Here is a 13,489-nt window from a genome sequence, read left to right as displayed (position 1 = left end):
TGGATTCGCCTTCCTAATGAATATGATGGCAGAAAGGAGACAAAAATGAAGCGGCTGCCTAAATACCTGTTAGTGATAACAGTTTTTTGCCTCATCGTTTTTGCCTTGGTATTAAGCGGATTTCGCTACTTTCTGCCTCGCTTAGATAGCTATCGCCCTGAAATAGAATCGTATCTTACGAAGCAACTCAATAGCCCTGTCTCCATGACAAAAATCATGGGAGAGTGGCAAAATTTTGGCCCAGAGATCCAAGTAGAAGGGCTGAACGTAACCAATAAAGATGTGAACGTTACGGTAGAAAAAGTCACTTTTTCTTTTGATGTTTGGCGTTCATTATTTGCTTTTCGCCCTCATTTTCGTGAGCTAACTTTTGAACAGTTATATGTTAATTACCACAGTCCTATTTTTACTGGGCAAAGTGGAGATATAACGTTAACTGAACCTGATGATATTTCTTCTATTTTCCTTGAACAGTTTGATCGTTTTAAACTGATTGAAAGCCGTTTTGTTTTTTTAACCCCTTCAGGAGACACCAGTACATTGCATGTGCCTGAATTGATGTGGTTAAATCAAAAAAATCGTCATCGTGCTCAAGGTGAAGTCACTCTTGATACACCGATTAATCATTATGGCGGATTAAAGGTACGTCTTGATCTCTATACCACAGAGAACGGTTTAATCGATAACGGTAAAGTATTTCTTACTGCTGATGATATTGATATCTCACCTTGGCTTAGTCAGTGGGTAAAAAATAATAGCGGAGTAGGTGAAGCCAAAGCGAGTTTATCTAACTGGATTGAAATTACTCAAGGGCGTATTACCGGAAGTCAGTTGCAAATTCATCAAGGTGAAATGGATTGGAGTAGTGATGGAACCTCACATGCATTAAAAGTTGAAGACTTAATACTGCGGATGAGAAGGCAAGAAAATGGTTGGCTTGCTGATATTCCTTATACTCGAAAAATTACCATGGATGGTGAAGAGTGGCCTGATGGCTATTTAGCCGTTCTTTATCAACCAAAAGAAAAACAACATGATGAAGCATGGCGTATTCGTGCCAAAAATATTGAGTTAGATAGGCTATATGCTGTATTGCCATTATTCTCTTTTTTAACCCCTGATTTTGTTCGTCAATGGCAGTATCGCCAATTTTCTGGGATGGTTAATGATTTTGCATTAGATCTCACGCCTGAGCATTTCGAGCAAAGCGCGATTAATCTCTCATGGGAAAATGTGGGTTGGAAGCGTTGGCAAGAGATCCCTTCAGTACAACATTTCAGTGGGCAATTAAAAGGTAATATGCAACGCGGTGAACTTAATTTCGCGTTAGCAAACAGTGAAATAGATACTGGTGAATTGTTTAAAGCACCGCTGAATATTGAGAAAGGGAAAGGAACAGTTTATTGGACTCATTCTGGAGATGACTTATCTCTTTGGAGTGAAGGGTTAGATGTTCAAGCTACATCAGCATGGGTTACGGGTGATTTTCGTTACGAGAAACAAGGAGAAGATCAGCGTCTTTCTATACTCTCAGGTGTAAGAGTTACAAATGCAGGAGATGCATGGCGTTATCTGCCAGAGGAATATGTTGGTAAAGAGCTTACACAATACCTCTCAGAGGCGATTATTGCGGGTAATATCGATAATGGAACCTTTATTTTCCATGGCGATCCCGCCGATTTTCCTTTTGATAATCACAAAGGGTGGTTCCAAGTTTATGCCCCTGTTAAACACGCCACCTTTAAATTTGATAGCGAATGGCCTGTATTATTCGATCTAGATATTAATTTAGATTTTAAAAATGATGGGCTATGGATGTCTTCTGCACAGGCGAAAGTGGGCAAAGCCACTGCCACAAATTTAAGTGCAGTGATTGAGAGCTATCGACAAGAGAAGATCTTAATTAATGCAGATATTCAAGCCACAGGCGACGAGCTGAAAGAGTATTTCTTAGATTCTCAAATGGCGAGTATAGGTCATACACTTGAAGAGCTTAAAGTCGCAGGGAAAATCAATGGTACATTGAAATTAGATATTCCCTTTGATGGTGAAGATGTGATTGCTTCTGGTGATATTAATTTAAAAAACAATGATGTCACATTGAATTTTATGGATACCACCTTACAGGGCGTAAGTGGACAATTTCGTTATCACAATGACAAACTTGAGAGTGATACATTAACGGCTAATTGGTTTGGGCAGCCTCTTGCTTTCTCATTTACAAGTCACAATGATACGGATAATTATCAGGTCGATGTGGGCTTAAAAGGCCAATGGGATATTCAAAAAATTCAAGGATTGCCTAGCGATATTCAACAGAAATTTAGTGGCGTATTTCCTTGGAGTGGCAACGTTGATGTGAAGATCCCCGAAAAAGGCGATGTCGATTATCAAGTCGATTTAACCGGAAATATCAATGCATTAAGTAGCAAATTAACTGCACCTGAAACGCAAGATTTAAAAACTTCACCACCTATTGTTATTTCTGCAAAAGGTAACAGTGAAACCTTAAGTGTGAATGCAGGTGCTGAGAAACAGTGGAAACTTAATAGCCAGTGGACATTAGGAAAACAGTTACGGTTATTACAAGGTAACCTTGTTTCTTCTTCTATTAAATTACCAGAATTGAGTTCACAACAACGCTTAACTATTGCTCTTAAAGGATTAGAGGGTGATAAATGGTTGCCAACATTAATGGCTTTTTCATCTTTAACGCCATCTGAAAATGAAATCACTTTTCCTGATAATGTGCACATCAGTTTGCCTGACTTAAATTTTGCAGGGCAAAAATGGCGTGATCCTCAAACTGAAATTATGCGCGTTAGTGACGGTGTAAAATTTGCATTTTCAGGAAATGAATTACGAGGCGATGTGTTTATTCCTGAAGCATCGGCACCTTGGCAAGTGAATATTAATTATCTCTATTTTAATGCTGTTTCTTCTACCCAAGAAGAGAAAACGTTAAAAATGGCGAACGTTGCTGATCCTAATGAATTGAAATTTTCAGTAAAAAATATTCCTTCTATTGATTTTGAATGTCGAGAATGTTGGGTGAATGGTCTGCTTTTAGGGCAAATTCAAGGCTCATTAAAGCAAAGTAATGGCACATTGCTTTTAACTGACGGTAAATTAGAAAATAGCAGTGGTGAGCTACATGTTAATGGCGAATGGTCTGATGATATCGCAGGAAACAACACTACAAAGCTACAAGGTCAGCTAAAAGCAGATGAAATTGATGAAATGGCAGCTTACTTTGGCTATATCGTTCCTATTTTGCAATCTCCTCTTTCTGCTGATTTTTCATTACAATGGCATAATACGCCGTGGAATTTTGAGCTTGCGACCTTAAATGGCGATATTAAATCAACTTTAGGTAAAGGGCGGATAGAAAAAGTGAATGTCGGACAAGCCGGTAAGTTACTTCGCCTTGTGAGTTTCGATGCACTTTTACGTAAATTACAGTTTGATTTTAGAGATACTTTCAGCGAGCATTTTGAATATGACTCGATTAAGAGTGAAATTACGATTAATCAAGGTATTATGAATGCTGATAGTGTCCGAATTGATGGTGTTATTGCTGATATTGCAATCAGTGGGAAAGTTGATTTACTTGAACGTAAAATGGACCTACAAGTTGTGGTAACGCCAGAGATTTCAGCAACAGTCGGTGTTGCTACTGCATTCGCTATAAACCCAATTGCAGGCGCCGCAGTGTTTGCGGCATCAAAGGTTCTGGGGCCACTTTGGAGTAAGATTTCAGTTATCCGTTATCATGTGACCGGAACTATGGAACAACCCAAAATTGACGAAGTACTGCGTCAGCTTAAGGAGAATCAGGCGTTATGAAAAAAGTTAATGTCGCACTTTTGCAACTTTGTAGCGGTAAAAACACAAAAAATAATCTGGCGCAAATTGAGCAACAGATTAAGCAATTACCCGATTCAGTGAAGCTTGTATTAACACCTGAAAATGCGTTACTTTTTTCAAACTCTAAAGATTACCATAAACACGCTGAAATTCAGGGCGATGGGCCTTTACAAAATGCTATCACTAAAATGGCTCAGCGTTACAAAGTATGGATCTTAGTCGGTTCTATGCCATTGATTAGTCGAGACTCTCCAGACCAAATTACCAGCAGTAGCTTGGTGTTTGATGATGAAGGGGTTATTCGCGCTCGTTATGACAAAATCCATATGTTTGATGTCAGTATTGATGATGAGCAAGGTGAATATAATGAGTCTTCTATTTATCAACGTGGTGAACGCTTAACCGTTGTTGATACTCCCGTTGGGAAATTAGGTTTAACGATCTGTTATGACTTACGCTTCCCAGGTATTTTCCAAGCATTAAGAGAAAAAGGTGCCGAGATAATCTCTGTGCCAGCTGCTTTTACCCGTTTAACAGGAAAAGCACACTGGGAACCTTTATTACGTGCTCGTGCCATTGAGAATCAGTGTATTATCTTAGCGCCAGCACAAGTGGGTACACATGATACGCGCCGGACTTGGGGTCATACTATGGCGGTTGATGGCTGGGGTAAAGTCTTGAAAAAGAACCCTGATGCTGTCAGTGCGCTAACGCTGAATGTTGGTGTCGAAAGTTTACACGGTATGCGTGAACAGATCCGAGTTGTAAAACATAACCGTTTTCGCCCGAAACTGACCCACTTAATCAAAAAAGTTAAGGATAAAGAAGAATTATGAGTTTAGCTGTTGTCAGCGAAAGTCTGTTGGAAGCAAACAAACTTAGTTTAGATGATTTAGCATCAACACTAGAGCAGCTTGCACAGCGTCAAATTGATTATGGTGATCTTTATTTTCAGTCCAGTTATCACGAGGCTTGGGTCCTCGACGATCAGATTATTAAAGATGGCTCTTACAATATTGATCAAGGTGTTGGCGTTAGAGCAATTTACGGTGAAAAAACCGGTTTTGCTTATGCTGACCAACTAACGCTTAACGCACTTAACCAAAGTGCTCATGCTGCACGAAGTATTGTTCAAGCTAAAGGTAATGGTCGTATCCATACTTTAGGTGCTATTCAACATTCTCCGCTATACAGCTTAAATGATCCTCTGCAAAGCCTCTCTCGCGAAGAGAAAATTGCATTATTGCATGAGGTAGATAAAGCCGCTCGTGCTGAAGATAAACGCGTTAAACAAGTTAATGCGTCATTAACTGGTGTTTATGAGCATGTGCTGGTTGCTGCAACTGATGGTACGTTAGCCGCTGATGTACGTCCTTTAGTTCGCCTTTCTGTCAGCGTGCTGGTGGAAGAAGATGGCAAACGTGAGCGTGGTGCAAGTGGCGGTGGTGGTCGCTTTGGTTATGACTATTTCTTAACTAAATTGGATGGTGAAAGCCATGCAGTCACTTATGCTCGTGAAGCAGTACGTATGGCATTAGTGAATTTATCTGCGATTGCAGCACCAGCGGGAACAATGCCTGTGGTATTAGGTGCAGGATGGCCGGGTGTATTATTGCATGAAGCTGTGGGTCATGGTTTAGAAGGTGATTTTAACCGCCGTGAAACATCTGTATTTTCTGGTCGCCTTGGTGAGAAAGTCACTTCCGAGCTTTGTACGATTGTTGATGATGGTACTCTTGAAGGCCGTCGAGGCTCTGTTGCTATCGACGATGAAGGTGTTCCGGGTCAATACAATGTTTTAATCGAAAACGGCATCTTAAAAGGCTATATGCAAGATAAGATGAATGCACGTTTAATGGGTGTTGCACCAACAGGAAATGGTCGTCGTGAGTCTTATGCGCATCTTCCTATGCCTCGTATGACGAACACCTATATGTTAGCAGGCAAATCTTCGCCTGAAGAAATTATTGCCAGCGTTGATCGCGGTATTTATGCACCAAACTTTGGTGGTGGCCAGGTTGATATCACATCGGGTAAATTTGTTTTCTCAACTTCAGAAGCTTATTTAATTGAGAATGGGAAAATAACAAAACCCATTAAAGGGGCAACTCTGATTGGTTCAGGTATTGAAGCCATGCAACAGGTCTCTATGGTGGGTAATGATCTCGCTTTAGATAAAGGAGTCGGCGTTTGTGGTAAAGAAGGACAAAGCCTCCCTGTTGGTGTGGGTCAACCAACGTTGAAGCTTGATAAGATCACCGTAGGTGGTACTGCTTAATCTTTGTTATAGTTATTTATACGTATTAATTAAACTCCATCTTTTGATGGAGTTTTTTATCCCAGAGACAGTGAAGGTGCTAATTTATGGGTAAACGTTTATTACCAGTTATTATTGTTATTGCTGTTTTATTTGGTGTTCTCTATAAAGGTTTACTTCCTGAAGCGAAAGTATCATCCTCTTCATCGCCAGTTTCTGTTCCAACATCATCAAGCAACAGCAGCAATAAACCAGCACAAATCCCTCTTTCTATTGATGAAAAAACACAAGCCAATGTAGTGGCTAACTATTTACAACGTCATCAACAGCTACCGAGTTTTTATCTCACTAAAAGACAGGCAAGAGAGCAAGGCTGGAACGCGAAAGAAGGTAACTTATGTGAAGTTCTGCCGGGAAGAGCAATTGGTGGTGATCGTTTTATGAACCGTGAAAAACAGCTACCAGAAGAAGCAGGACGCCAGTGGTATGAAGCCGATGTGAATTATCACTGTGGTCATCGTGGTAGCGACAGATTGCTCTATTCGAATGATGGGTTGATTTATGTCACCACCGACCATTACCGCACAATGACAAAGGTTGCTCCTTAATGAAACAGGTTATCTTCGATTTTAAGATGCTAGTAGATAGAGATGCTTTTTATCAGGATTTTGCACTGCAATTTCAGTTAGATGATAATTTTGGCGATAACCTAGATGCATTATGGGATGCGTTAGTGGGAGGAATAGAATTGCCTGTCAGTATTGTGTTTAAGCATCTACCTCATCATTCCCGTGATTTTCAGCCTTTAGTGGAAGTGATGCAAGAAGCACAAAATGAGCTTGGTAAAGACGTATTGTGCTTTCATTGTGAGCATAAAGCGCAAAAGTAATTAAGCGTAGAAGGCTCGTCCTGAAAATCGCAGTGATACTGAATTTACACTGCGTTTTCAGGATGATCAGGTTTTATGCTGATTCTGATAAATCTTTTAGATATTGGAATAGTAAGCGGAATGATTTTGGTGGTTTATTCGCTTCTTTTTCTTTTTTTGCATTACGGATAAGTGTGCGTAATTGTTGGCGATCGGCCATTGGATAAAGCGCCACGACTTCTTCAATCACTTCATTACCACCTTCAACAAGGCGAATTCGCAGATCTTCTAGTTTATGTAACACTAAGATCTGTTGGTTATGGCGGTTTTTCAGTTTATCAAGCGCTTGGCGGATCGGATCTTCGTCCACATTGCGCAGTAGTTTTCCAATATATTGAATTTGGCGGCGGCGTGCTTCACGCTGTACTTTTTGTGCTAATTGAATAGAGGCTAATAATTTTTCATCTAATGGCACACGTTCTAACTCTTGCGCACTTAATTCAACTAATTCAGTACCCAGTTTTTTGAGTGCTTCAGCATCACGTTTAATTTCACTTTTGCTGACCCAGATGATTTCGTCCTCTTCTTCCTCTTCTGACGACGTATCGTCAAATTCAGGATTGAGGTAATGCCACTCTTCAGGCTGCTTTGCCATAATAAAAATTCCTGTTGCAGAGTAAGCCGGGAGTGTGATTTGGTGAATGACCAAAAGCCCGACGGGTGATAACATTCATATATCTTCTATTGTAACTGGGAAAATCGCTTGTTGACCACCTGTCAATTGATTTACTTTGCTAAAAATAAGTAAAAAGTGGTGTTCTCCTTAGGAAAAATGGTTCTCAATGAATAATTCAGATCAGGTAAAACAGCTTGAAGACGCCGTCTCACTCGCATTAGAGCTGGCTGCGAAACAGTGTGATAGTGCCGAAGTCGCTATTAATAAATCGACGGGCATAAGTGTGAGTACGCGTTATGGTGAAGTTGAAAATGTTGAATTTAACAGTGATGGTGCTTTAGGCATTACGGTTTACCAACAACAACGTAAAGGTAGTGCATCTTCAACAGATTTAAGCCCTGATGCAATTAAGCGTGCTGTACAGGCCGCTGTGGATATTGCGCGCTACACTTCCATTGATCCGTATGCAGGACCTGCTGATCAAGAACTATTAGCCTTTGATGCGCCTTTCCTTGATCTTTACCATCCTACTGAGGTAACGGCAGATAAAGCGATTGAATTAGCATCAAGAGCAGAAAAAGCCGCTTTAGATAGTGATAGCCGAATTATTAATACAGAAGGAGGCAGCTTTAATAGCCACAGTGGAACCCGTGTATTTGGTAATAGCCTTGGCTTATTAAAAAGCTATTCATCTTCACGCTATTCTATGTCGAGTTGTGTTATTGCTCGTGATGGTGAAGATATGGAGCGCGATTATGCCTACACCATTAGTCGTCGTTTTGATGATCTAGAATCACCTGAATGGGTAGGTCAAGAGTGTGCTCGCCGTACTTTATCTCGCCTTGCACCTCGTAAGCTGCCAACCATGAAAGCCCCCGTTATTTTTGCAGCCGATGTTGCGACAGGTATTTTTGGTCATTTAGTTGCGGCAATCAGTGGTAGCATGATTTATCGAGAGTCTTCTTGTTTACTCGATAGTTTAGGTAAGCAAATTTTCCCTCAATGGTTAAATATTCAAGAGCGTCCTCACTTAATGAGAGGCTTGGCATCAACACCGTTTGATAGCGAAGGTGTGCGCACAACAGATGCCGAAATCATTAAAGATGGTGTATTACAAGAGTGGCTATTAACCACTTATTCAGCAAGAAAACTGGGTTTAAAAAGTAATGGTCATGCTGGTGGGATCCATAACTGGTATATCCCTGGGCAAGGTTTATCGTTTGATGCATTGTTAAAAGAGATGGGAACAGGTCTTGTTGTCACTGAATTGATGGGACAAGGCGTCAGCACAGTAACGGGTGATTATTCTCGTGGCGCGAGCGGTTTTTGGGTTGAAAATGGTGAAATCCAATACCCTGTAAGCGAAGTGACTATTGCCGGTAACTTAAAAGATATGTGGGCAAATATTGCCACTATGGGTGATGATATCGAGATACGCAGTAATGTTCAGTGTGGATCGTTGTTATTACCAGAAATGAGTATTGCAGGTGAGTAAATTTTAGATACTTATCGCGACCTTTAATCTCAGCCCGCAATGGGCTGAGATATCGCGTTTATCAGTGTGCTTTTCAATTTGAGAAGATAAAAATAAGACGCGAACCTTCAGCTCTGTTTAACGGTGTAATTCACCCGCAGCTTCCGGTTGGTATAGAATTTCTAATACTTTAACCTTGGTTTCAAGGCCATTTGGCAGCTTCCAACTGATCTCATCATCAACCGCTAAACCTAGTAGCGCAGCACCCATTGGTGCCATAACGGAAAGTTCAGTAGTGCTGTCTTTTAATGAAGCCGGATACACTAACGTACGAGTACGCTCTTCATTATTTTTTAAGTCCATAAAACGGACTTTGCTGTTCATTGTGACAATATTAGCAGGGATATCAGCTGGTGTAACAATGTCAGCACGATCTAATTCTTCATTCAATGCTTCAGCAATCGGGCTATCTGCAAATGCCGGTTGTTCAAGTAATGAATCTAAACGTTCAGCATCAAGTTCGTTGATGATAATTGTTGGCTTTGTCATACCACACTCCAATTTATTCCAATGCAAAACAACACCCCCACGGGTGAAGTGGGGGTGTTGTTAAACTCATATAAGAGATAATAGGCGGTTCTGTATAAAAAAGAAAGAGACAGTGATCACAGTCTCTTTCGGGTTATTTAGTTAAGAAATGCTAATCTATTGTTTTCTATTACGATTATTCTTCATCAAACCCCGATTCAAATAATGCGATAATAGCATCAATAGCTTCATTTTCATCACTACCAGTAACTTCTATATCAATTTGACTGCCTTGCTCTGAATCTAACATCAGCATAGCAATCACACTATCCGCTTGTGCTTCAACCCCTTCGTTGTTGCGTAAAATGACGGTTGATTGAAATGTTTTTACTAAATCAAACAATTTCATCGCAGGTCTTGCATGCATACCGAGTCGATTTTTAATCGCAACTTGTCGATATTGGGTCATTTGCGTTTTTCTAGTGTTCTGTGGCGTGATTGTACGTTTTTCCCTCTAGAGCGGAAATAATCTGCGAGTTGCTCCGCAACATAAACAGAACGGTGTTTACCACCCGTACAACCAATCGCAACCGTCAAATAACTACGGTTATTGGTTTCTAACATCGGCAACCAAAGTTCAAGGTAGCTTCTAGTTTGATAAATAAAGTTATGAACTTCGGTGTGTCTATCTAAAAATGCTGCGACAGGGCGATCAAGACCTGTCATTGGGCGCAGTTTAGGATCCCAATGTGGATTTGGTAAGAAGCGCACATCAAAAACATAGTCTGCATCAATAGGAATACCATGCTTAAAGCCAAACGATTCAAAGACCATCGTCAGCTCACGTTCACGCTTACCTAATAAGCGAGTACGCAACATTTCTGCGAGCTCATGAACTGACATCTCAGAAGTATCAATGATGAGATCAGCGCGTGATCGCAATGGCTCAAGTAGATCACTTTCGGTATCAATTGCCATTTCTAATGAAAGGTTCTTGGTCGAAAGAGGGTGAAGACGTCGAGTATCACTATAACGACGAATTAAGGTATTTCTATCTGCATCTAAAAATAAGAGTTGTGGAGAATATTCAGCGGGTAAACTTTCCAGCGCTTTTTCGAAGATCTCCGGCGACTCTGGCATATTTCGGACATCAATACTGACTGCGGCAGCAGAAGCATCACGTTCAGCCAGTGTTTTTGCGAGCTCAGGTAAAAGATCAACAGGTAAGTTATCAACACAATAAAATCCCATGTCTTCAAGCGCACGCAAAGCGACTGACTTACCTGAACCAGAGCGTCCGCTGACTATCATCAGCACCATGAGGTAGCTCCCCTATAATTTCCCAGTGATGAATATCATTCCACTGTATGCTATTCGCGTCCTACTAAACCCGTAGGGGTTATTCTGTGATAATCTGATAAAGCTCTTCATCACTTTGTGCGGAGCGTAGTCGGCGACATAAGTTTTTGTCTGCCAACTGTTTTGCAATCAAAGACAGTGTGTGTAAATGTTCCTTACATTGTGTCGCAGGAACGAGTAATGCGAACAACAAGTCGACAGGTTGATTATCAATAGCGTCGAAGGCAATAGGTTCGCTTAGGTGAAGAAACACACCAACTACTTTTTCTGTTTCATCACTTTCAATACGTCCATGAGGGATAGCTAAACCACCCCCAATCCCTGTTGTACCGACTTTTTCACGCGTCAATAAAGCTTCAAATATCAGTGTTTCGGGTAAATTAAGTGCTTTTGCTGCATTTTCACTGATAATTTCTAACGCGCGCTTTTTACTCGTGCAATGTACATCATTATGCGTACATGCCAGAGAAAGTACGTCGCTAATATTCATCTTTGTATCGTTGTTCATTGTCTTATTCACTTAGACCAGCAAACCAGATGCCACAAAGTGACATCTGGTTTTTTGTTACTGATATTGATTAGGCGTTGGATTAAACCGAGTCATAAACAACGCAGTAACTTCGCCGATTGTATCCCCATTTTACAATGGGAAATGAATTAATGTTGTCTCAGTTTATCTTTGTGTTTGGTTAATTGACGAGCCAGCTTATCCATTAATCCATCAATTGCTGCGTACATATCTTCTGCTTCTGCAGAAGCATGCAACTCACCGCCATTAACTTGAATGGTCGCTTCCGCGATTTTATTAACTTTCTCGACTTTCAGGATCACCTGAACGTTATTAATTTTGTCAAAGAACTGAGGTAATTTCGCGCTTTTTGCTTTGACTGTGTCACGCAGAGCATCGGTTAATTCAATATTATGACCAGTGATTTGAAGTTCCATAGTGTCTTCCTTCTCAATTATGCTCAAACCAACTCTTTGCGTTGATTTGAAGGCGGGATGGATAATGACTCTCTATACTTCGCAACAGTGCGTCGAGCAACTTGTATTCCAAGTTCTCCGAGCATATCAGCCAGTTTACTATCACTAAGTGGTTTCGCTGGATTTTCTGCTGCGATGAGTTTCTTCACTAAAGCCCTGATTGCCGTTGAAGAGGCTTCGCCTCCGCTATCAGTATTCACATGGCTAGAGAAAAAATACTTCAATTCGAAAATTCCTCTTGGGCAATGCAAAAATTTTTGCGTTGTCACTCGAGAAATGGTGGATTCGTGCATTTCAACCTGTTCAGCAATATCTGCTAACACAAGGGGTTTCATATGCTCTTCACCCAATTCGAAAAATGCCTGCTGTGTGTCAACAATGCAATGAGCGACTTTTAATAATGTCTCATTACGGCTTTCTAAACTTTTTATCAGCCATTTGGCTTCTTGTAAATTGTCACGAATAAATTTTCCATCGCTCTCATTTTGAGTTGATTGACCCAATGCCGCATAGGTCTCATTTATTCGTAGGCGAGGAATGCTATCTGTATTTAACTCAACTTGCCAGCGTTCACCTGATTTTTTTACCAGTATATCTGGAATAACATACTCTGACTCGCCTGTATCAATACTTAATCCGGGCTTAGGATCAAGAGACTGGATCATCTCAATAACAGATTTAAGTGTCTCTTCTCGTAACTTCGTTTGACGCATCAATTGGCGAAAGTCACGGTTACCTAGCAACTCTAAATATTGGCTAATCACTAACTGCGTTTCTTTAAGATAAGGTGTTTCTGTTGAAAAAGCGGATAGCTGAATCAAAAGACACTCTTTTAAATCACGCGCAGCAACACCAATAGGATCAAAGCGTTGGATACGTTTTAATACAACTTCGACTTCATCAAGCTCTAACTCATCATCGCCCATTCCAGCAAGGATGTCATCTGTTGTGACAGTTAAATATCCTGTTTCATCAATAGCATCGATAATACTTATCGCAATTGCTCTGTCTGTTTCTGAAAACGGAGTGAGATCAGCCTGCCATGTTAGGTAATCTTGCAATGAAGCAGTTGTTTCGCCTTGATACAGTGGAAGTTCATCATCAGTATAGTCATTACTGGTGCCAGAAGGTGTGCCTGCGGTGTAGATCTCTTCCCATTGAGTATCTAAAGGGAGATCGTCAGGCATCTCTTTTTGCTCTAAAGCATCCAGCGTATCGAACTCTTCAACTTCGTTTTCAGTTGTTGTTTCTGTTGTGGAGTCTGACTGATTTTCTGTATGAGAGGTATCATCTGAAACGGGATCTTGCTGATCATCGTCTTGTTCTAGAAGTGGATTAGACTCAAGCGCTTGCTGAATTTCTTGTTGTAATTCAAGCGTCGAAAGTTGCAACAAACGAATAGCCTGTTGTAGCTGTGGCGTCATTGCCAGTTGCTGACTAAGACGAAGTTGCAGACTTTGTTTCATAATAATGCGA

At 40.7% G+C, this 13,489-nt stretch carries 13 protein-coding genes; 6 read left to right on the top strand and 7 right to left on the bottom strand.

All coding sequences use genetic code 11. The features are described 5' to 3' along the window. Nucleotides 1–45 precede the first annotated feature (45 nt). The 5 genes from yhdP to DK857_RS01665 all read left to right on the top strand — a co-directional run bounded on the left by yhdP (nucleotide 46) and on the right by DK857_RS01665 (nucleotide 7,013). Complete coding sequence (gene yhdP, locus DK857_RS01685; protein WP_109401365.1) at nucleotides 46–3,846, top strand: AsmA2 domain-containing protein YhdP; 3,801 nt, start codon at nucleotides 46–48, stop codon at nucleotides 3,844–3,846. Next, on the top strand, nucleotides 3,843–4,703 hold the full coding sequence (gene nit1, locus DK857_RS01680; RefSeq protein ID WP_109401364.1) for a deaminated glutathione amidase: 861 nt from the start codon (nucleotides 3,843–3,845) through the stop codon (nucleotides 4,701–4,703). The genes yhdP and nit1 overlap by 4 nt, the downstream gene beginning before the upstream one ends. Continuing rightward, nucleotides 4,700–6,145 (top strand): metalloprotease TldD, encoded by a 1,446-nt coding sequence (gene tldD, locus DK857_RS01675; RefSeq protein ID WP_109393134.1) that lies wholly within the window; start codon nucleotides 4,700–4,702, stop codon nucleotides 6,143–6,145. The genes nit1 and tldD overlap by 4 nt, the downstream gene beginning before the upstream one ends. A gap of 86 nt (nucleotides 6,146–6,231) precedes the next feature. Continuing rightward, on the top strand, nucleotides 6,232–6,732 hold the full coding sequence (locus DK857_RS01670; protein ID WP_109401363.1) for a ribonuclease domain-containing protein: 501 nt from the start codon (nucleotides 6,232–6,234) through the stop codon (nucleotides 6,730–6,732). After that, a complete protein-coding gene (locus tag DK857_RS01665; protein ID WP_109401362.1) occupies nucleotides 6,732–7,013 on the top strand; it encodes a barstar family protein in 282 nt (93 codons plus the stop codon). The genes DK857_RS01670 and DK857_RS01665 overlap by 1 nt, the downstream gene beginning before the upstream one ends. A gap of 73 nt (nucleotides 7,014–7,086) precedes the next feature. Here the strand turns inward: DK857_RS01665 and yjgA are convergent, their stop codons facing one another. Continuing rightward, nucleotides 7,087–7,647 carry a ribosome biogenesis factor YjgA gene (gene yjgA, locus DK857_RS01660; RefSeq protein ID WP_088495963.1) on the bottom strand — a complete coding sequence of 187 codons (561 nt, stop codon included), beginning with the start codon at nucleotides 7,645–7,647 and terminating at the stop codon, nucleotides 7,087–7,089. A 187-nt stretch (nucleotides 7,648–7,834) separates the two neighbouring features. On the opposite strand from yjgA, the gene pmbA reads away from it, so the two are divergent. Then, nucleotides 7,835–9,163 (top strand): metalloprotease PmbA, encoded by a 1,329-nt coding sequence (gene pmbA, locus DK857_RS01655; protein WP_109393136.1) that lies wholly within the window; start codon nucleotides 7,835–7,837, stop codon nucleotides 9,161–9,163. Between the two features lie 117 nt (nucleotides 9,164–9,280). On the opposite strand, the gene rnk is transcribed toward pmbA, so the two are convergent. The 6 genes from rnk to rpoN all read right to left on the bottom strand — a co-directional run bounded on the left by rnk (nucleotide 9,281) and on the right by rpoN (nucleotide 13,479). Continuing rightward, nucleotides 9,281–9,691, bottom strand: coding sequence for a nucleoside diphosphate kinase regulator (rnk, locus tag DK857_RS01650; protein WP_109393137.1), 411 nt, complete (start codon nucleotides 9,689–9,691; stop codon nucleotides 9,281–9,283). 175 nt (nucleotides 9,692–9,866) lie between these two features. After that, nucleotides 9,867–10,139, bottom strand: a complete 273-nt coding sequence (gene npr / locus DK857_RS01645; protein WP_006535359.1) for a PTS phosphocarrier protein NPr — start codon at nucleotides 10,137–10,139, stop codon at nucleotides 9,867–9,869. After that, nucleotides 10,136–10,990 (bottom strand): RNase adapter RapZ, encoded by an 855-nt coding sequence (gene rapZ, locus DK857_RS01640; RefSeq protein WP_023582880.1) that lies wholly within the window; start codon nucleotides 10,988–10,990, stop codon nucleotides 10,136–10,138. Before rapZ ends, npr begins: the two co-directional genes overlap by 4 nt. Before the next feature lie 79 nt (nucleotides 10,991–11,069). Continuing rightward, nucleotides 11,070–11,537: a PTS IIA-like nitrogen regulatory protein PtsN gene (gene ptsN / locus DK857_RS01635; RefSeq protein ID WP_023582879.1), complete on the bottom strand. Its 468-nt coding sequence runs from the start codon at nucleotides 11,535–11,537 to the stop codon at nucleotides 11,070–11,072. Between the two features lie 149 nt (nucleotides 11,538–11,686). Continuing rightward, nucleotides 11,687–11,974, bottom strand: a complete 288-nt coding sequence (gene hpf, locus DK857_RS01630; protein ID WP_036913954.1) for a ribosome hibernation promoting factor — start codon at nucleotides 11,972–11,974, stop codon at nucleotides 11,687–11,689. A 23-nt stretch (nucleotides 11,975–11,997) separates the two neighbouring features. After that, the gene (gene rpoN / locus DK857_RS01625; RefSeq protein WP_109393138.1) at nucleotides 11,998–13,479 is read right to left on the bottom strand and encodes an RNA polymerase factor sigma-54; all 1,482 of its coding nucleotides are present in this window, start codon (nucleotides 13,477–13,479) and stop codon (nucleotides 11,998–12,000) included. Between the last annotated feature and the right edge of the window lie 10 nt (nucleotides 13,480–13,489).

This window comes from Proteus terrae (assembly GCF_003144325.1).
GTDB lineage: Bacteria > Pseudomonadota > Gammaproteobacteria > Enterobacterales > Enterobacteriaceae > Proteus > Proteus terrae.
This window is presented reverse-complemented; position numbering and strand designations above follow the sequence as displayed.